The sequence below is a fragment of the Xanthomonas arboricola pv. populi genome, from assembly GCF_002939945.1.
Lineage (GTDB): Bacteria > Pseudomonadota > Gammaproteobacteria > Xanthomonadales > Xanthomonadaceae > Xanthomonas > Xanthomonas arboricola_A.
Map to the genome: position 1 here is coordinate 1 of NZ_MDEB01000009.1, position 19,449 is coordinate 19,449.

Genomic DNA, 19,449 nt, shown 5'->3' on the forward strand with positions numbered 1-19,449 from the left:
GACTGGGGGTTTCTTTTTGTCCAAAATTCGACGCAACTCGACAAAGACAAGCCTATTCTTCGCCGAGGTGTCGTGTGGTCGACAGGCGTGCGCTTGACCACATGACTTATGGCTTTCGCACGAGGTTTTAGTAGGGGTACAGGCCAATAAAAACCCCGCCTGAGCGGGGTTTTTGTTTGTTCAATCGAATGCACTATGACATTTGCGTCGTGACGAGTATCAGTCGCCCAGTGTCAGGAGTGAGGCATTGCCGCCTGCGGCTGTCGTGTTGACGGTGACGACCTTCTCGGTGGCGAAGCGCAGCAGGTAGTGCGGGCCGCCGGCTTTCGGGCCGGTACCTGACAGGCCCTGGCCGCCGAAAGGTTGTACGCCGACGACTGCACCGATCTGATTGCGGTTGACGTAGACATTGCCGACCGCAACGCGGGAAGTGATGCGATCGATGGTCTCGTCGATGCGCGAGTGCACGCCCAGGGTCAGTCCGTAACCGGTAGCATTGATCTGGTCGATGACGGCGTCGAGTTGGTCGGCTTTCCAGCGAATGACATGCAGGACGGGTCCGAAAATTTCGCGTTGCAGCTGCGCGAGCGACGCCAGCTCGTACGCACGGGGAGCGAAAAAGCTCCCGTTAGCGGTGGCTGGTTCCAAGGCGGTGGTGCCGATCAGGCGGGCTTCGCGATCCATGCGCGCAGCATGATCGTCGAGGATCTTGAGCGCATCTGCGTCGATGACGGGACCAACATCCGTAGACAACAGGCTGGGATCGCCGATCTTCAACTCCCCCATGGCGCCGGCCAGCATGGTCATGACCTTGTCGGCGATGTCGTCCTGCACGAACAGCACGCGGGCCGCCGAGCAGCGTTGGCCGGCGGACATGAAGGCGCTGGAGATCGCATCCTTGACGACGGCTTCCGGCAACGAGGACGAGTCGGCGATGAAGGCGTTCTGGCCACCGGTTTCGGCAATCAGCACGCCGATCGCGGCGTCGCGGGACGCCAGAGTGCGGTTGATGACGCGTGCGGTCTCCGTGGAGCCGGTAAAGGCAACGCCCGCTACGCGCGGATCATTGGTCAGCGCGGCGCCGACGGTGGCGCCGTCGCCTGGCAGGAATTGCACGACCGCTTCGGGGATGCCCGCTTCGTGCAGTAGTTTCACCGCGGCGTAGCCGATCAGGTTGGCCTGCTCTGCAGGCTTGGCAATGACGCTGTTGCCGGCGGCCAACGCGGCGGCGACCTGGCCGAGGAAGATGGCGAGCGGGAAGTTCCAGGGGCTGATGCAGACGAATACGCCGCGGCCATGCAGCTGTAGTTCGTTGGATTCGCCGGTCGGCCCGGGTAGACGCTCGGGCGCACCGAACTGCGCGCGTGCCTGGCTTGCGTAATAGCGCAGGAAATCCACCGCCTCGCGCACTTCGGCCACCGCGTCGGGCAAGGTCTTGCCAGCCTCCTTGACGCAGATCGCCATGAACTCGGGCATGCGTGCTTCGAGCAGGTCGGCAGCATGCTCCAGGATGGTGGCGCGGCTGGCGGCAGGCGTGCGGTTCCAGGCCGGCTGCGCGGCAGCAGCGGTTTCCAGAGACGTCTGCACGGTGGACGGATCGGCCGCCTGCCACTGCCCGACTGTTTCGCGTCGGTCCGCCGGGTTGAGCACCGCCTGGTTGGGCGTGCTGATCACCGCGCCGGGCACCAATGGGCCGGCCTTCCACGGCTTGATGGCGGCATTGAGTTGCTCGGCCAGCTGACGCAGATCGTTGTCGTTGGCGAGATTGGCGCCCATGGAGTTTTTCCTGTGTTGGTTCTGGCTGCGCAACAGATCGGTCGGCAGCGGAATCTTGGGATGCGGAATGGAGCCGAACGCCGACACCACCTCGACCGGATCGCGGATCAGGTCTTCGATGGCGACGTCCTCGTCGGTGATGCGATTGACGAAGCTGGAATTGGCGCCATTTTCGAGCAAGCGACGCACCAGGTACGGCAGCAGGTCCTCGTGCGAGCCGACCGGTGCGTACACGCGGCACGGCAGCCCCAGGCGATCGGCCGGAATCACTTCGGCATACAGGTCATCGCCCATGCCGTGCAACTTCTGATGCTCGTAAGTCTTGCCCGCTGCGATCGCGCGCACTGCGGCAATGGTCTGCGCGTTGTGCGTGGCGAACATCGGATACAGCGCATCGCTGTGCGCGAACATGCGACGCGCGCAGGCCAGATACGACACATCGGTATTCTGCTTGCGGGTAAATACCGGATAGCCGGGGTGACCTTCGATCTGTGCGCGCTTGATCTCCGCATCCCAGTACGCGCCCTTGACCAGGCGCACCGGAATCCGACGACCGATGCGTCGTGCCAGATCGGCGAGAAAATCGATCGTGTACGGCGTGCGCTTCTGGTACGCCTGTACCGCCAGGCCGTAGCCTTCCCATCCATCCAGCGATGGGTCGGAGAAGGTGGCCTCGATGATGTCCAGCGACAGTTCCAGACGGTCGGCTTCTTCGGCATCGACGGTGTAGCCGATGCCGTAGGACTTGGCCAGTTGCGCCAGCTCGAGCACGCCCGGCACCAACTCGGCCAGCACGCGTGCGCGCTTGGCATGTTCGTAGCGCGGATACAGTGCGGACAATTTGATCGAGATGCTGGGCGCTGCAAATACATCAGTGCCGACGAAACTGCCGCTGCGGCCGATCGAGTGGATGGCATCGCGGTACGCCTGCAGATAACGCTGCGCATCCTTCATGGTCAATGCGCCTTCGCCGAGCATGTCGAACGAATAGCGGTAATCGGCGTTGTCGCCCTTGCGCGAGCGCGAGAGGGCTTCGCCGATGGTGCGGCCCATGACGAACTGGTGGCCCATGATCTTCATCGCCTGGCGCACGGCCAGGCGAATCACCGGCTCGCCGACGCGGCCGATCAGGCGCTTGAACGCACCCGGCACGTCGGCGCGGGTGAGGTCGTTGAGTTGCACCAGCTTGCCAGTGAGCATCAGGCCCCAGGTCGACGCGTTGACCAGCACCGAATCGCTGCCGCCGACGTGCTTTTTCCAGTCCGCATCGCCGAGCTTGTCGCGGATCAGCTTGTCTGCAGTGTCCTGGTCGGGAATGCGCAACAGCGCTTCGGCCACGCACATCAGCAGTACGCCTTCTTCGCTGCCCAGGTCGTACTGGCGCATGAAAGCTTCGATCGCGCCCTGGTCTTGCGCGCGTGCGCGGACGCGGGTGACCAGATCGGCGGCCACCGCCTGCACCTTGGCCTGTTCGGCGGCGGGCAGACGCGCCTGGTCGAGCAATTCGCGGACGTGTTCGGTTTCGTCCTTGAGCCAGGCGGCGGTGATCGCCGCACGCAATGCGCCGGGTGCGGCAGGCAGCTCGGGCGCCAACAGCGGGCGCGCAACTGAGGGAGAGGCAAGCGGGTCGAGCTGAGCGTTCATGCGAAGGGCGCCTGGGAATCCGTGCTCATTCTAGAGAGCCGCAGCCCCTGCGCACTTGTGTGGAAGCGGCAGCTTTTCCGCCGTTTTGTGCACGTGGCAAGCTAAGGCCAAGAAGGGCTCGATCGTTGCCGGCCGCAGCTGCGGGTATCGGTGCAGGCATCGGGAAGTGGTTGATTTACGCGTGTTTTTAGCTGCACTGCAGCAATTCGATGATTGCCGGAAACGCTTGCCGCATGCGTTCGCGCGGGTCTACCATCGGGCTGTTCCCGCAGTGCGCTGCGTGTTGCCAATGATCGAAGTACTGCCGTTGATGTCCGAAGGGGGCGGGACGCAGTTGCGGTTGCGGCCTCCGCGGGCATTGTCGGCCAGGCAGTTCGTGCAGCTGTTCGCAGTATTGGCGGGAACGATGTGGGTATGTGCGGGCCTGGGGTGGTGGACCGGCAATGCGTTCGCGCCGGTGTTCGCCCTGTTGCACAGTGGTGTGGTGGCGCTGGCGCTGCGGCAGTTGTGGCGAAGTGGCGAGCGCGAAGAAGCGATCCGGGTGGGAGATACCGTTGTCGAGGTGTTTGCGTCCGGACATGCGCCACCAGCGTTTCAGGCACATCCGCATTGGGTGCGGTTATGCACGGAACGCGACGACAGGGTGGTACTGGTCAGCAGCGGCAAGCAGATCGAGATTGGAAGTTTTCTCGGGCCGGCCGAACGTGTGGAACTGGCAACTACGCTGAAACGCTTGCTCGCGGCCGCCAATGGCCGTCACCGATGACGTAAGGGTCTAGGCAATGACGCAACGCAGCAGCTGGAAGGCGACGTATTCGAAGCTGGCCTTGGCAACGGTGGCGCTGCTGAGCGCTTCAGTTGCGGGGGCGCAATCGGCCGATCCCAAGGAATGGCAGCTCAACATGGGCCGCGGGGTCACCCAGACCGCGCGCATGGCCTACGAGGCGCACATGGTGGCGCTGTGGGTCTGCGTGGTGATCGGCGCGCTGGTGTTCGGTGCGATGGGCTATGCGATCTTCAAGTTCCGCAAGTCCAAGGGCGCGGTGGCTGCGCAATTCAGCCACAACACCACGGCCGAGGTGTTGTGGACGGTGATTCCGGTGCTGGTGCTGATCGCGATGGCCTGGCCAGCGACGGCCAAGCTGATCGCGATGTACGACACCCGGGAGTCGGAAATGACCGTCAAGGTCACCGGCTACCAGTGGATGTGGAAATACGAGTATCTGGGCCAGGGCGTGGAGTTCACCAGCCGGCTGGCGCGCGAATCCGACCGCATCCGCCAGAGTGGCGAGCGTCCGACCGCTGCCTCGCAGCCGCATTACCTGCTGGATGTGGACAACCGCCTGGTACTGCCGGTCGGCACCAAGATCCGTTTCGTGATCACTGCCGACGACGTGATTCATGCGTGGTGGGTGCCGGCCCTTGGCTGGAAGCAGGACGCCATCCCCGGCATCGTCAACGAGGCATGGACCAACATCGAGCAGCCCGGGGTGTATCGCGGGCAGTGCGCCGAGTTGTGCGGCAAGGATCATGGCTTCATGCCGATCGTGGTGGAGGCGCTGCCCAAGGCCGAATTCCAGCGCTGGCTGGCGGCGCGTCGCAATGCCAGCGCACCGCCTGCTGCACCGGCAGGCATGCCGGCACCGGCTTCCACACCTGCAGCAGCGCCTGCCGGCGAGGCCGCTCCAGCCGCTGCACCTGCTCCGGCCGCCGCGCCGACTGCCGCTCTTTAATCGCCCGCAACCGCATCGCTTCGTAGAGGTCGTTCCGTCATGGCGCATACCGCAGTCGATCACCACGGACACCACCAGCCCAGTTTCGTCGAGCGCTGGTTTTTCTCGACCAACCACAAGGACATCGGCACGCTGTACCTGCTGTTTTCCTTCGTGATGTTCATCGTCGGTGCGGCGATGAGCGTGGTGATCCGCGCTGAACTGATGCAGCCAGGGCTGCAGTTCGTCAAACCCGAATTCTTCAACCAGATGACCACCGTGCATGCACTGGTGATGATCTTCGGCGGTGTGATGCCGGCCTTCGTCGGCCTGGCCAACTGGATGATTCCGCTGCAGATCGGCGCGCCGGATATGGCGTTGCCGCGCATGAACAACTGGTCGTTCTGGTTGCTGCCGGTGGCCTTCACCTTGCTACTGCTGACGCTGTTCCTGCCCGGCGGCGCGCCCGCCGGTGGCTGGACACTGTATCCGCCGCTGTCGCTGCAGGGCGGCTACAACGTGGCTTTCAGCGTGTTTGCGATCCATGTCGCCGGCGTCAGTTCGATCATGGGCGCGATCAACATCATCGCCACCGTGCTCAACATGCGCGCGCCCGGCATCGATCTGTTGAAGATGCCGATCTTCTGCTGGGCCTGGCTGATCACCGCCTTCCTGCTGATCGCGGTGATGCCGGTGCTGGCCGGTGCGGTGACCATGCTGCTGACCGACAAGTTCTTCGGCACCAGCTTCTTCAACGCGGCCGGCGGCGGCGACCCGGTGATGTACCAGCACATCTTCTGGTTCTTCGGGCACCCGGAGGTCTACATCATGATCCTGCCGGCGTTCGGCGTGGTCAGCGAGATCATTCCGACCTTCAGCCGCAAGCCGCTGTTCGGGTATCAGGCGATGGTCTATGCGATCGCGGCGATCGCGTTCCTGAGCTTCATCGTGTGGGCGCACCACATGTTCACCGTGGGCATGCCGCTCGGTGGCGAAATCTACTTCATGTTCGCCACGATGCTGATCTCCATTCCGACCGGGGTGAAGGTGTTCAACTGGGTCAGCACGATGTGGAAGGGCTCGCTGACGTTCGAATCGCCGATGCTGTGGGCGGTGGCCTTCGTGATCCTTTTCAGCATCGGTGGATTTTCGGGCTTGATGCTGGCGATCGTGCCGGCGGATTTCCAGTATCACGACACCTATTTCGTGGTCGCGCATTTTCATTATGTGCTGGTCACCGGAGCGGTCTTTGCGCTGATTGCGGCGGTGTACTACTGGTGGCCGAAGTGGACCGGGCGGATGTACAACGAGGCCTGGGCCAAGTTCCATTTCTGGTGGACGATGGTATTCGTCAATCTGCTGTTCTTCCCGCAGCATTTCCTTGGCCTGGCCGGCATGCCGCGGCGGATTCCCGATTACAACGTGGTATTTGCCGACTGGAACCTGATCAGCTCGATCGGCGCGTTCGGCATGTTCGCCACGCCGTTCCTGATGGCCGGCATCCTGCTCGCCTCGCTGCGCAGCGGCGCCAAGGCCGACGCACGTGCCTGGGAAGGCGCCAAGGGACTGGAGTGGACGGTGCCGTCGCCGGCACCGGCGCATACCTTCACCGTGCCGCCGGTGATCAAGCCTGGAGATCTTGCGCATGAAGACATCGGTCACTGAGTCCGCGCCGCCGGCTGTGGCACGTCTGCTCTCGGCTGCCGAACGGCAGGCGCAACAGCGTCGCGCGGTACGCCGCACGGCGATCACCGTCGGCATCATCGCGTTGCTGATCTACGCGGGTTTCATCATGTCGGGAATCATCGGGCGGTGAACGCACGTGCGCCTGCACCTGCACCGACGGCCGGCTTGTTCAAGCTGCTGGGCGTGGTGCTGGGCGTGTTCGTGCTGACCTTTTCGCTGGTGCCGCTGTATCGCATCGCGTGCGAAAAAGTGTTCGGCATCCGCATGGAGCGCGCACCGGGCAGTACGCGCGGTAATGCCGCTGCGAGTGCAGGGGCTGGCAAACGCACGGTGCGGGTGGAGTTCGATGCCGGGGTCAATTCCAAACTGCCGTGGACCTTCCATCCCGAGCAGATGACGATGGATGTGGTGCCGGGCGAACTCAACGAGGCGCTGTATTTTGCGCGCAACGACAGCGCGCGTGCGGTGGTCGGCAGTGCGGTGCCATCGGTCGCACCGGCGCGTGCGTCCGGATACTTCAACAAGACCGAATGTTTCTGTTTTACCGCGCAGACCTTGCAGGCCGGCGAAACGCGCGACATGCCGCTGCGTTTCATCGTCGACCCTGCGCTGCCGCCGGAAGTCACCACGATCACCCTGTCCTACACGTTCTATCGCAACGACACCCTGACCTCGGAGTTGCAGGGCGGTGGCGTATCCAGCGCGCCGCGCGCGGCGCCGTAGTCCTTCATCCACACGCAGTCCCGACACGGAAGCAACGCCATGGCCGACCATAGTCCCAACGCCGATGCGTATTTCGTCCCGAGCCAGAGCAAATGGCCCTTCGTCGGGTCGATTGCGATGTTCGTGATGATGATCGGCGTGGCCAGCTGGCTCAACGACGCGGCATGGGGGCGCTGGACGTTCTTCGTCGGCATGGCGATGTTGCTGGCGACCTTGTTCATGTGGTTCGGCGATGTCATCCGCGAATCCAATGCCGGGCACTACAACCGTCAGGTGGACGGCTCGTTCCGCATGGGGATGGTGTGGTTCATCTTTTCCGAGGTGATGTTCTTCGGCGCCTTTTTCGGTGCGTTGTTCTACACGCGCGTGCTGACGCTGCCCTGGCTGGGTGGCGAAGGCGATGGCGTCATGACCAACGAACTGCTGTGGAACGGCTATTCCGCTGCGTGGCCGACCAATGGCCCCGGCACGATCGGTGGGCAGTTCCAGACCATTCCGGCCTGGGGCCTGCCGCTGATCAATACGCTGATCCTGCTCAGCTCCGGCGTGACATTGACCATCGCGCACCACGCGCTCAAGGGCGGTCGTCGCGGCGCGCTATTGCTGTGGCTGGGGCTGACCGTGCTGCTGGGCTGCGTGTTCCTGTTCCTGCAGGCCGAGGAATACATCCACGCCTACACCGAGCTCAATCTGACGCTGGGATCCGGCATCTACGGCTCGACCTTCTTCATGCTCACCGGCTTCCACGGCATGCACGTGCTGCTGGGCACGATCATGCTGGCGGTGATGTGGCTGCGTGTCGCGCGTGGTCACTTCACCCGCGACAACCACTTCGCCTTCGAAGCGGCCGCCTGGTACTGGCACTTCGTCGACGTGGTGTGGCTGGCGTTGTTCCTGTTCGTGTATGTACTTTGAGAATCGGGAATCGGGAATCGGGAATCGGGAATCGCCAGAGCGAGCCTGCTTTTGCTCTTACGATTCCCCATTCCCCATTCCCCACCGCGTCAGCGGCCGAGTCCATGCGGCTTGATCCAGCCGGTATAGATGCCCAGGATCACCACGGCGATCAGTGCGACCGATAGACCGATGCGCCAGGTCAGTGCGTTGACGGTGCGCTTGGTCTCGCCACGGTCGGTCAGCAGGTAGTACAGGCCTGCGCCCAGGTTCCACAGGATCACGATCAGGAAGGCGACAATCAGCAACGTCTTGAGCGAATCGTTCACAACAGCCCCGGTGGTCGTCGGCGTGGTAGCGGCATTGCACGCTTTTTTGCGTCGCTTGTCATGATGCGCAAGCACACGGCGGCGTTGGGATGGTGCCTGGCCGTGCTGGTCAGCGCGGGGTTTGCGTCGCTTGGGCAGTGGCAGCTGCAGCGCATGCACAGCAAACAGGCGTTGCTGGAACGCGCGGCGCAGGTGCGGCAGACGCCGTTGACCCTGGTGCAGGCGCTAGCCACGCCGCATGCGCTGGCCTGGGTGAGCGGAGAGGTGCGGTTTCTGCCGCAGCAGGTGCTGCTGGACAACCAGCTGCATGCCGGACGTGCCGGTGTGCGGATCTATCAACTCGCCGCGCCGCAAGGCAGCCCGGTCACGCTGCTGGTCGAGTTGGGCTGGCTGCCGTTGCCGGCCAATCGGCAGTTGCCGACGATCACCCCGCTGCAAGGGACCCGGGCACTGCAGGGGTTGCTGAGTGCGCCGCCCTCGGCCGGACTTGCGATGGGGCCGGCGTTGGCCGCCGCCGATGCGCCGCAGACCTGGCTGGCCACGCGTCTGGAGACCACCGCCCTGCGCAGCGCGTTTGGCAGGCGCGACATTTCGTCGCAGGTCTTGCGCCTGGATCCGGCACTACCGGTCGGTTATGCACGCGATCTGGAGATGCTGCCGAACACGCTGCCACCCGCGCGGCACTTGGGTTATGCGGTGCAATGGTTCGGTCTGGCCGCAGCCGTGCTGGTCACCGCGACGCTGTTGACGTGGCGGGCGCGTCGCCGCCGTCGACGCGGGCACTGATGCCTGCGGCATGAGAAAATCGTGGGCATGACCCCCTCCACTTCGGCTACGCCGCATTCGGTCAACCGCGGCCGCAGGATGCTGATCGCCCTGGCGGTGCTGTTCTTCGGCTCGATGTTGCTGGCCGGCGTGCTGCGCTTTTCCGGATGGCAGCCGGCATCGATGCGCAACCACGGCGAACTGCTCACCCCGCCTGCCGACCTGCGCGGGTTGGTGCCGCTGCGCGCGGACGGGCAGCCGTATGCATGGATGCCTGCCGAACGTGTGTGGCGGATTGCGCTCGCACCGCCTATCAATTGCACGCAGCAATGCGTGCAACTGGCGGCCGAGCTGGACAAGGTGTGGCAGCTGCTCGGGCATCGCGCTGACAAGGTGGAGGTATTGTGGATCGGCAGCCCGCCGGCCGGGTTGCCGCCGATGCCGGCCCTGCGTGTGCTGCGCGACGACGCGCGGCTGCGGCAGGGCTTGCCGCGTGCCGACGATGCCGCCGGCGTGCCGGTGTATGTGATCGACCCCAACGGCTTCGTGATCCTGCGCTATGCCCCGGGGTTCGACCCGGCCGGCCTGCGTGCCGATCTGGTCAAGCTGCTGAAACTGATGTGAGCCCGTTTCGATGAATCTGTTTGCGCCACCGGCATTGTTCCGCCACTTCCATCGCATGGCCTGGCTGGCTGCGCTGTTCACTGCGAGCACGATCCTGTTCGGGTCGTTCGTGCGGTTGTCCGATGCCGGCATGAGCTGCCCGGACTGGCCGACCTGCTATGGCCGCGTCACCTGGCCGCAGACCAGCGACGAAGCCAACGCGCATGTGGCCAGCAAGATCCGGCCGCTGGAATCGCACAAGGCCTGGCGCGAGCAGGTTCACCGCTTCCTGGCCGGTGCGCTCGGTGTGGAGGTGCTGGTGCTGTCGTTGCTGGCGGCGCGCCGCCGCCGCATGGGCATCGCCCAGGTGGTCTCTGCCGCGGTGCTGGTGGCGTTGTCGATTCCGCTGTACATGTCCGGCTGGCACGCGCTGGCGTTCGGCGTGGCGATTGCGGGCGAGGCCATCCTGTTGTTGGCGGCGCTGCGCTGGAGCAATATCGATCTGGCACGTGCGGCGGTGCTGACGCTGGCGGTGGTGATTTTCCAGGCGCTGCTGGGCATGTGGACGGTGACGTTGCTGCTCAAGCCCATCGTGGTGATGGGCCATCTGCTCGGCGGCATGCTGATGTTCTCGCTGCTGGTGTGGATGGCCTGGCGCGCGACCCACTTGCCGATCACGCTGGCGGACGCATCGCGGCTCAAGTGGCTGTTGCGCGCGGGCGTGGCGGTGCTGGGCCTGCAGATCGCGCTTGGCGGCTGGGTCAGTGCCAATTACGCGGCGCTGGCCTGTGGCGGTGGCAGCTGGTCGGCCGACAATTTCCCGCGCTGCGTCAGCCAGTGGTGGCCGCCGCATGACTTCGGCGAAGGCTTCACGCTCTGGCGCGGGATCGGTGTGGATTACGAAGGCGGCGTGCTCGATGGCGCGGCGCGTATCGCCATCCAGATGGCGCACCGGTTGTGGGCAATTGCGACGGCGCTGTATCTGTGGTGGCTGGCCTGGCGTCTGTCGCGCTCGCCGGGTATGCGCGTGTGGGCCGGTGCGCTGGCGGTGCTGGTGGCGGTGCAGGTGACGCTGGGCATGCTCAACGTCAAGTTGGCCCTGCCGCTGGAAGTGTCGGTGCTGCATAACGGCGGCGCAGTTGCACTCTTGTTCGTGCTGGTCTCGCTGCTGGCGCGGCTGCGCGCGCCGGAGTGAGCATGGCTGTCAGCGCACGCGATTACTGGGATCTGACCAAACCCAAGGTGGTGGCACTGATCGTGTTCACCGCCCTGGTGGGCATGTTCCTGGCCATCCCCGATATGCCGACGTGGGTGCAAATACGCACCGGTGCGTTGGGCTTTCTGGGTATCTGGCTGGCAGCGTCGGCCGCGGCGGCGATCAACCAATTGCTGGATGCCAAGATCGACGCGCAGATGGCGCGCACCTCGTGGCGCCCGCTGGTGGTGGGCAAGGTGCGGCCGTGGCAGGTACTGCTGTTTGCCAGCGTGCTGATCGTGATCTCCATGACCATCCTGGTGGTGTGGGTGAATGTGATCACCGCGGTACTGACGTTTGCGTCGCTGATCGGTTACGCGGTGATCTACACCGTGTACCTGAAGCGGGCGACCTCGCAGAACATCGTGATCGGGGGCCTGGCCGGCGCCACGCCGCCGATGCTGGGCTGGGCCGCAGTGACCGGCTTGCCGACCAGCGCCGACTGGATCAACGCCTCGCTGCTGGTGCTGATCATCTTCATCTGGACGCCGCCGCATTTCTGGGCGCTGGCGATCTTCCGGCGTGCCGACTACGCCAAGGCGGCGATCCCGATGCTGCCGGTCACCCACGGTGTGCCGCATACGCGCAGGCAGATCCTGGTGTACACGGTGCTGCTGGCGATCGTGACCCTGCTGCCGGTGGCGGTGGGCATGAGCGGGCTGTTCTACCTGGGCGGCGCGGTGGTGCTCAACGTGGTGTTCCTCTGGTACGCGTGGCGCATGCTCGATCCGCCGGACGAGCTGTTCTCGATGAAGATGTTCGGTTACTCCATCGTGTATCTGATGGCGCTGTTCGCGTTCCTGATGGTGGATCACCTGCTGTTGCCGTGGGTGCGCTAGCGGCAGCGCAGTGAAGCCCGCCGCCGCCAACAGCCATCGGTAGACCTGCGACGTCGTTGTCGGATGGAGAGGGCCGGTAGCTGGAACCGGCCCATCTCGCTGGTACCCGCCGGCTGCGCGCGCGGTCGGGCATCCGGCGGCCAACCGCCAAACCGCCGCTGCGATCTTGTCAGCGTGCCCACACTCGCGGTGCGGCTGGCTGCGCCGTCATGCCGGCTCAGCCCAACCAGCTGGCGCATTCGCCGGTGTTCTTGCTGCCGCAGCTGCTCTGCATCTTCTGCTGCAGTCGCGTCAGCACCGCATTGCCTTCCGGGCGATGCTGCTTGCTCCAGGTCTTCAAGGCGGCGCCCAGCGTGGCGAAGCGCTGCCGGGTGCGTTGGCGGTAACCATCGGGTTGCCCGGCCAGTTCGCCGATCACCTGCGTGGCAGCGGCCTCGATGCCGTCGGTGTCGTCCGGGCTGAGCCGGATCAGGCCATCCACATACATCACGCCCCACTGCACGCGGGTGGCCGGTCCTTGCGCGCTTTCGTACGCCTTCCTGAGCCAGGACAGCGCGGTCTTCTTATCGCCGCGTTGTTCGGCCAGATCGGCCAGTTCGGGCATGTAGTAGTAGGGCGTCTTGCTGCGCGTCAACTCGGCCAGCAGCAACTGTTCGGCGCCGCTGCGGTCGCCCACCTCGCCGAGCAATGCCGCGGCGGTACTGATGGTGGATTGGCGCTCCTCATCGGTCTTGGCGGTGTCGGTCGCCCAGTGCACGCGTTGCTGCACGGTGTCGACCACGGCCTTGGGCAGCGGCGGTTGCGGGCCCTTGGCCTCGGTTTCGGTGGACTGGCCTTGTGCCAGACGTGCCAGCTGGATCCGTGCATACGCGGTGCCGAGCCGGTCGGCGATCGGCAGGGCGGTGTCGGCATAGACCTTGTCCAGCGCCAGATTCAGCGCGTTGGACAAGGTGGTGCGCTCGCCGGCATCGCCGCTGGCAGCGGCGACCAGCCGTGCGGGCATGTAGCTCAGCGTGCCGAGATTGGCGCGGACCTCTGCCGGATCGGCCAGCACCGCTTCCAGCAAGGTGCGCGACGTCGCGCTGGCGGCCGGCGGCTCCTTGGCTGCGGTAATCGCTGCCAGGGCGAAGCTGCGTTGCAGGGCCGGCTGTGGCGCCGACCTGGACAGGCGCGTGAGCACATCGACGGCCTGCTCCGGCTTGACCAGCCGATCGTCGCTACCCCAGGCGTAGTTGCCGAGCACGGCCCAGTCGTCCGCGCTGAGTCGCTGCGGGGTCTGCAATGCGGTGTCGAGCAGTTGCCTGGCGGTGCTGGTGCTCTTGGCCGCCACCCGCAGCACATCGGCCAGACGCGCGTTGTCGGCATCGCCGGCCAGGCGGGTGATCTCGCTGCGATCCGGGCGCAGCACGATGATGGTCGGGTAGCCCTTGATGCCGAAGCGCTCGCCCCAGGCCTGCGCGCCTTCCGAATCGCCATCCAGATGCACCGCCACGAATTGCTGGGTGCGGGCGATGAAGGTAGGGTCCTTGAACAAGGTGGCCTTCAGGCGATTGCAGGGCGGGCACCAGGCCGCCCCCCAGTACAGCAGGATCGGCTTGCCGCTTTCCCTGGCCTCGGCGAAGGCATCGTCGACATCGCCCTCGCGCCAGGCGATGCTGGACGCGGGCGCCGGCGTGGTCGCCGCCTTGGTCTGTGCCGGGGCTGGCGGCGTGGCGGGCTTGTTGCAGGCAGCGAGCGTGGCCAGCACCGCCAGCAGCGCGATCAGGGGCGGGGCAGGGCGTCGGAACGACAGCGTCATGGCAATCACCGGTGGGGACGGCAGCAAGGTGGATCGAACACTCTAGTGAGCGGCACTGTGGCAGCGGCGGAGTGCGTCATGACCGTTGTATCTCTGCTTATAACCGGCTCCGGCACGCAACGCGAACCAGTGTCGCGCCGGGCGTAGCAGCCTGGCGATGGCGGCGCAGGCACCGCGCCGGCGGCAATCGGGCCTTCGCAGGTCACGCAGCGCGCGCTGCGCTGGGTGTCATCGATCAGAGCACCGCCGTGCACTGGCCGTTACATTCAATGACCACCGGGATTGGTCTGTGGCTCGCCCGGCGCGGTGCGCGCATAACGCGCGGCCACGAAGGCGCAGACAATCAGCTGCAGCTGGTGATACAGCATGATCGGCAACACGATCGCGCCCAGGCCACCGCCGGCAAACATCACCTTGGCCATCGGCACGCCGGTGGCCAGGCTCTTCTTCGAGCCGCAGAACACGATCGCGATCTCGTCGGCGCGGTTGAAGCGCAGGCGTCGCGCAATGAAGGTGATCGAGAGCATCGCCACTGTCAGCAACAGCGCGGCGGCACCGAGCACCGCGAGCAAGGCCGGCAACGGCGTCTTCTGCCACAGGCCTTCGTTCACCGATGCGCTGAAGGCGGTGTAGACCACCAGCAGGATGGTGCCCTGGTCGGTGTAACGCAGCACGGCGCGATGCCGTTCGACCCAGCCGCCGATCCACGGGCGCATGAAATGGCCAGCCAGGAACGGCACCAGCAACTGCAGCAGGATCTTGCCGATCGCCTCGGCCGGGTGCGCCATGGCGCCCTGACTGCCGACCAGGGCACCCATCAGCAACGGCGTGAAAAACACCCCCAGCAGGCTGGAAAGCGAGGCGGCGCACACGGCTGCTGGCACGTTGCCGCGCGCCATCGAGGTGAAGGCGATCGACGATTGCACCGTGGACGGCAGCGCGCACAGGAACAGCACGCCGATATACAGCTCCGGTGTCAGCGCAAGATGCGCGAGCGGTTTGAACAATAACCCCAGCAGCGGGAACAGCACGAAGGTGCAGGCCAGAATCAGCAGATGCAGGCGCCAATGCAGCGCGCCGGCCTTGACCGCCTCGCGCGACAGGCGCGCGCCATGCAGGAAAAACAGCGCGGCGATCGCCACGTCGGTGACATCGTCCATGATCGCCGCGGCAGTGCCCGAGACCGGCAGGAACGAGGCGAGCGTGACCGTGCACAGCAGCGCGAGGGTGAATGGATCAATGCGCAACCGCGCCAGCAGCTTCTTCATCGAGATCCCGGGAAATCCGCGCTTAGGCGCCTAGTGCGCGCCATTCTACGACGCGTACTCGCACGGCACCGTACCCGCCAGCGTGAGCTGATCCCGTTGCGCCAGTCCGCGTTACAACGCGGCGAGCGCCTTGAACAGCTCGCGCAGCTCGTATTTGTCGGTGTCGTCCAGGCCCTGCGCGCGCTGCTTGTCCTGCAGCTCGTCCAGGCGCTGACGCAGCAATTGCTTGTCCAGTTGCGCGACGACGTCATGCAGCTCCATCGCCCAGCTGTGTTCGTCGCCGGGCAGTGCCTGTGCGGCCAGTTTCTGCAGGGCAGCCTGTTCGTCGCGTTCGGCGAAGTGTTCCAGCAGTGCGCCGGTGCTGATTTCCGGGCGTTGCCGCACCAGTGCCAGCAGCTCCATCAACAGCTCGATGCCGGGCAGGCGCAGGCCGGAAAAATCGTGGTCGCCCTCCAGGCTCATCGCCAGCGACGGCCGCTGCAGCAGGATCGCGATCGACGCGCGCACCAGGCTGCGTTTTTGCGTGGGCGCGCCCATGCGTGCAGATGGCCGTCCTTGCGGTGCGGACACCTGTGTCGCGCTGGTGGCGCCCACGCCGGTCAGGCGCGACAGCTCCTGCTTCATCAGGTCGCCGAACGCGCCTTCGGGAATCTGCGCCAGCATCGGTTTTGCGCGTTCGGCCAGACGCGCCTTGCCATCGAGCGTGTGCAGATTGATCTCACGCGACATCTCGTCGAAGAAGAACTGCGACAGCGGCGTGGCCTGCTTCAGCCGCTGATCGAAGGCCTGCGCGCCTTCCTTGCGCACGATGGTGTCCGGGTCCTCGCCGTCGGGCAGGAACAGGAAGAACGCCTGGCGGCCGTCCTTCATGCGCGGCAGTACCGATTCCAGTGCACGCCAGCCCGCCTTGCGACCGGCGTTGTCGCCGTCGAAGCAGAAATACACATCCGGCGCGTTGCGGAACAGCAGTTCGGCATGTTCGGGCGTGGTCGCGGTGCCCAGCGTGGCCACCGCCTGGGTGACGCCGAACTGGAACAGCGAGACCACGTCCATGTAGCCTTCCACCACGATCAGCCGCTCGATCTTCTGATTGGCCTGGCGCACCTGCCACAGGCCGTACAACTCGCGGCCCTTGTGGAACAGCGCGGTTTCCGGCGAATTGAGGTACTTCGGCCCCGGGTCGCGGCCATCGGCCGGCGCGCCCATGATGCGGCCGCCGAAGGCGATCACGCGGCCACGGCGGTCGAAGATCGGGAACATCACCCGGTCGCGGAACTTGTCGTAGACATGGCCGCGATCGTTCTTGGAAAACAGCCCGGCGCGTTCGAGCACGCTCATGCGGCGCGCATCGGTGCCCAGCGTGTCCTTCAGTGCGCTATAGCCATCGGGCGCGTAGCCGATCTGGAAACGCGCGCGGTTGTCGGCATCCACGCCGCGGCCGTCCAGATAGTCGCAGGCGCGTTCGCTGCCTTCGAGCTGACGCTGGAAGAACTTGGTCGCCGCTTCCAGTGCCGAATACAGCTCGCGGCTGTCGTCCTGCTGCTGCGGGGTGCGTTGCTGGGTCTCGCGCGGGATGTCCATGCCGGCGCGCTTGGCCAGCTCGTCGACCGCATCGAGAAATTCGAGGCGGTCGTAATTCATCAAGAAGCTGATCGCGGTGCCGTGTGCGCCGCAGCCGAAGCAGTGATAGAACTGCTTGGTGGGGGACACCGTGAACGAGGCCGAGCGCTCGTCGTGGAACGGACAGCGCGCCGAGTATTCCTTGCCCTGACGCTTGAGCGGCACCCGGCCGCCCACCACCTCGACGATGTCGGTGCGTGCAAGCAGTTCGTCGATGAATGCGTCGGGGATGCGGGCCATCCCGCTAGGATATCCCAGCGGCCGGCGCTCGCTGGTGTCAGTGAGCGATGGCCCTCAGCGAAGCGGTGCGTGCCGCCCGGGTATGCGCGGCACCAGGCGCATCAAGTCGCGATCAACTGCGTGTCGGTGCTGCCGGGGGCTGCAGCGTGGCGCCTGGTTCGGCGGCGACCGGCGGCAGGTTGTCGGTATCCACACCGGCTTCGCGCAGCTTGCGATGCGAGCGCACGCGCTCGTCGATCACGGCAGTCAGCAGGGCGCCGACGAAGAACACCACCGAGGCGTAGTACATCCACACCAGCAGGATCACCAGAGTGCCCATCGAACCATACGCGCTGCCGGGGGCGGCCCTGGCGATGTACAGGCCGATGCCGTAGCGACCCAGTGCGAACAGCAGCGCGGTGATCACGCCGCCGACGAAGGCCTGCCGCCAGTTGACGGTGCGATCGGGCAGATAGCGATACAGGAAAGCGAAGGCGAGCGAATACAGCGCCAGGGTGGTGAGGTAGCCGATCGCCGGCAGCACCGATGGCAGACGTGCGAACACCACCTGCAACGCGGTGGTGGCAATCATCGATACGATCAACAAAAAGCCCAGTGCCAGGATGACGCCGAACGAGAACACGCGCTTCTTCAGCCACGCCATCAGGCCTTCCAGGCGCTGCTTGTCGGTGCGGAAGATCAGGTTCAGTGCGTTCTGCAATTGCGCAAACACCGCCGTGGCGCCGATGAACAGCAGCAACGTGCTCCACAGTCCGGCCAACGAGCCCACACCGGGCTGATCGGTGGCATTGCGGATCACCGTGTCGGCCACTTCCGCCGCGCTGCCGCCGGCCAGTTGCGCGATCTGCTGCACCAGCGCTTCCTGCGCAGGTGGATACAGCGATGCGGTCAGCCACAGCAGCAGCACCAGCAGCGGTGCCAGCGACAGCAAGGCATAGAACGACAGCGACGCGGCCTGCGTCATCACGTCGATCTCGAGAAAGCGATTGAGCAGTGCCATCGGCAGGCTGCGCTGCAGGCGGCCCAGATGCTTCTGCAGGTGTTCGGTTGAGAGCGTCGTCACCGGCGGGGGAATCCTTGGGCATACCGTTGTGTGCACGGGCGTCATGAGGCGAAGCCGGCATGCGGAATGCTTCGCCCGGACCTGTGCTGGCGAAGGTGTTCTAACAGGGCGCGTTCAAAGATCTGGTGAAAGCGAGCGCTGGATGTCGCGCGTCTGCTGCCGTTGAAACGGCGCTGCAACCAGCCGCACTCAGGCGGCTCGCTGCAGTGCCCTGGCCATCGGGCAACAGGGCACTGGGCAGGCGAGAACTCAGCCTGCCAGGTGCTGCTTGACCAGCGTCGAGACCTGGCCCATGTCGGCCTGACCGGCCAGCCTGGGCTTGAGTGCGCCCATCAGCTTGCCGATGTCGGCCGGGCTGCTGGCACCGGTCTGTGCGATTGCTGCCTGGATGGCGGCGACGATCTCGGCTTCGCCCATCTTGGCCGGCAGGTAACGCTCGATCACCACGATCTCCTCGCGCTCGATCTGCGCCAGGTCTTCGCGTGCGGCGGCTTCGAACTGTGTGACCGAGTCCTTGCGCTGCTTGACCATCTTGTCGAGCACGGCGATCACGGCGGCATCGTCCATCTCGATGCGCTCGTCCACTTCCTTCTGCTTGATCGCGGCATTGATCAGCCGGATCACGCCCAGGCTGTGCTTGTCGCCGGACTTCATGGCGGCTTTCATGTCATCGGTGAGCTGCTGCTTGAGGGGCATGGTGTAACTCCTGGGAGTGCGTGTTGCAGATGTGCCGATGCGCCATGACGGGCATTGCATCGGCAGGAAGTAGGGCCAGGCGCGGATGACGGCAGAGATGCCGGTCGCCTCTGCAGTTGCGCAGAGCGCAACGCTCGCCTGGCATCGGACCAATACAAAAAGCCGGCGACGCTTGCGCGTGCCGGCTCTTGGGTTCCACTCCGAAGGGCCGCGCCTTCAGCGCATGCCCGTCGGTAAGGAACCGCGTTCGATCAGTACAAGCGCTGGCGCTTGGTGACGTCGCGCGAGGAACGGCGCAACTGACGCTTCACAGCAGCGGCAGCCTTGCGCTTGCGCTCCTGGGTCGGCTTTTCATAGAACTCGCGCTTGCGGGTTTCGGCCAGCACGCCGGCCTTTTCGCAGGTGCGCTTGAAACGGCGGAGCGCAAATTCGAAGGGCTCGTTCTCGCGGACTTTAACGCTGGGCATGGGTTCTCCAGATAATGGGATTTCCGTCCGGGAGCCCCGGGCGGGTGCGAGCGGACTCGCGTGACGGAATT

Annotated in this window: 18 protein-coding genes; 10 read left to right on the forward strand and 8 right to left on the reverse strand. The window is 65.1% G+C overall.

What is annotated here, in order from left to right:
- Positions 1–219: 219 nt before the first annotated feature.
- Positions 220–3,420: a bifunctional proline dehydrogenase/L-glutamate gamma-semialdehyde dehydrogenase PutA gene (putA, locus tag XaplCFBP3123_RS18815; protein ID WP_104535419.1), complete on the reverse strand. Its 3,201-nt coding sequence runs from the start codon at positions 3,418–3,420 to the stop codon at positions 220–222.
- A gap of 289 nt (positions 3,421–3,709) precedes the next feature.
- Here putA and XaplCFBP3123_RS18820 point away from each other — a divergent pair, with 289 nt between their 5' ends.
- The 6 genes from XaplCFBP3123_RS18820 to XaplCFBP3123_RS18845 are packed head-to-tail and all read left to right on the forward strand — an operon-like array spanning position 3,710 to position 8,456.
- Positions 3,710–4,186: a DUF2244 domain-containing protein gene (locus XaplCFBP3123_RS18820; protein WP_104535420.1), complete on the forward strand. Its 477-nt coding sequence runs from the start codon at positions 3,710–3,712 to the stop codon at positions 4,184–4,186.
- A 16-nt stretch (positions 4,187–4,202) separates the two neighbouring features.
- Positions 4,203–5,153, forward strand: a complete 951-nt coding sequence (gene coxB / locus XaplCFBP3123_RS18825) for a cytochrome c oxidase subunit II (protein WP_104535421.1) — start codon at positions 4,203–4,205, stop codon at positions 5,151–5,153.
- Between the two features lie 39 nt (positions 5,154–5,192).
- Positions 5,193–6,797, forward strand: a complete 1,605-nt coding sequence (gene ctaD / locus XaplCFBP3123_RS18830) for a cytochrome c oxidase subunit I (protein ID WP_104535422.1) — start codon at positions 5,193–5,195, stop codon at positions 6,795–6,797.
- Entirely contained in the window at positions 6,778–6,948 is a 171-nt protein-coding gene (locus XaplCFBP3123_RS18835) for a hypothetical protein (RefSeq protein ID WP_104535423.1), read from the forward strand. Before ctaD ends, XaplCFBP3123_RS18835 begins: the two co-directional genes overlap by 20 nt.
- Positions 6,945–7,541 carry a cytochrome c oxidase assembly protein gene (locus XaplCFBP3123_RS18840; protein ID WP_104535424.1) on the forward strand — a complete coding sequence of 199 codons (597 nt, stop codon included), beginning with the start codon at positions 6,945–6,947 and terminating at the stop codon, positions 7,539–7,541. Before XaplCFBP3123_RS18835 ends, XaplCFBP3123_RS18840 begins: the two co-directional genes overlap by 4 nt.
- 39 nt (positions 7,542–7,580) lie before the next feature.
- Positions 7,581–8,456, forward strand: a complete 876-nt coding sequence (locus XaplCFBP3123_RS18845; RefSeq protein ID WP_104535425.1) for a cytochrome c oxidase subunit 3 — start codon at positions 7,581–7,583, stop codon at positions 8,454–8,456.
- A gap of 89 nt (positions 8,457–8,545) precedes the next feature.
- Here XaplCFBP3123_RS18845 and XaplCFBP3123_RS18850 read toward each other — a convergent pair whose 3' ends face one another.
- Positions 8,546–8,764 (reverse strand): twin transmembrane helix small protein, encoded by a 219-nt coding sequence (locus XaplCFBP3123_RS18850; protein ID WP_006449736.1) that lies wholly within the window; start codon positions 8,762–8,764, stop codon positions 8,546–8,548.
- Positions 8,765–8,824: 60 nt separating this feature from the next.
- Here XaplCFBP3123_RS18850 and XaplCFBP3123_RS18855 point away from each other — a divergent pair, with 60 nt between their 5' ends.
- From XaplCFBP3123_RS18855 to cyoE, 4 genes are read left to right on the forward strand one after another with little or no spacing between them, the layout of a single operon-like run.
- A complete protein-coding gene (locus tag XaplCFBP3123_RS18855; RefSeq protein WP_104535426.1) occupies positions 8,825–9,550 on the forward strand; it encodes an SURF1 family protein in 726 nt (241 codons plus the stop codon).
- Positions 9,551–9,577: 27 nt separating this feature from the next.
- The gene (locus XaplCFBP3123_RS18860; RefSeq protein WP_104535427.1) at positions 9,578–10,153 is read left to right on the forward strand and encodes a hypothetical protein; all 576 of its coding nucleotides are present in this window, start codon (positions 9,578–9,580) and stop codon (positions 10,151–10,153) included.
- Positions 10,154–10,163: 10 nt separating this feature from the next.
- Positions 10,164–11,327: a COX15/CtaA family protein gene (locus XaplCFBP3123_RS18865; protein WP_104535428.1), complete on the forward strand. Its 1,164-nt coding sequence runs from the start codon at positions 10,164–10,166 to the stop codon at positions 11,325–11,327.
- A gap of 2 nt (positions 11,328–11,329) precedes the next feature.
- The gene (gene cyoE / locus XaplCFBP3123_RS18870; protein ID WP_104535429.1) at positions 11,330–12,226 is read left to right on the forward strand and encodes a heme o synthase; all 897 of its coding nucleotides are present in this window, start codon (positions 11,330–11,332) and stop codon (positions 12,224–12,226) included.
- Between the two features lie 217 nt (positions 12,227–12,443).
- Here the strand turns inward: cyoE and XaplCFBP3123_RS18875 are convergent, their stop codons facing one another.
- From XaplCFBP3123_RS18875 to rpsU, 6 genes are all read right to left on the reverse strand, one after another.
- Positions 12,444–14,024: a thioredoxin family protein gene (locus XaplCFBP3123_RS18875; RefSeq protein ID WP_104535430.1), complete on the reverse strand. Its 1,581-nt coding sequence runs from the start codon at positions 14,022–14,024 to the stop codon at positions 12,444–12,446.
- Between the two features lie 266 nt (positions 14,025–14,290).
- Positions 14,291–15,292, reverse strand: coding sequence for a bile acid:sodium symporter family protein (locus XaplCFBP3123_RS18880; protein WP_104535431.1), 1,002 nt, complete (start codon positions 15,290–15,292; stop codon positions 14,291–14,293).
- Between the two features lie 111 nt (positions 15,293–15,403).
- Positions 15,404–17,152, reverse strand: coding sequence for a DNA primase (gene dnaG / locus XaplCFBP3123_RS18885; protein WP_104535432.1), 1,749 nt, complete (start codon positions 17,150–17,152; stop codon positions 15,404–15,406).
- Positions 17,153–17,264: 112 nt separating this feature from the next.
- The gene (locus tag XaplCFBP3123_RS18890) at positions 17,265–18,215 is read right to left on the reverse strand and encodes a YihY/virulence factor BrkB family protein (RefSeq protein WP_172453380.1); all 951 of its coding nucleotides are present in this window, start codon (positions 18,213–18,215) and stop codon (positions 17,265–17,267) included.
- A gap of 249 nt (positions 18,216–18,464) precedes the next feature.
- The gene (locus XaplCFBP3123_RS18895; protein ID WP_104535434.1) at positions 18,465–18,911 is read right to left on the reverse strand and encodes a GatB/YqeY domain-containing protein; all 447 of its coding nucleotides are present in this window, start codon (positions 18,909–18,911) and stop codon (positions 18,465–18,467) included.
- A 251-nt stretch (positions 18,912–19,162) separates the two neighbouring features.
- Positions 19,163–19,378: a 30S ribosomal protein S21 gene (rpsU, locus tag XaplCFBP3123_RS18900; RefSeq protein ID WP_002808376.1), complete on the reverse strand. Its 216-nt coding sequence runs from the start codon at positions 19,376–19,378 to the stop codon at positions 19,163–19,165.
- Positions 19,379–19,449 lie beyond the last annotated feature (71 nt).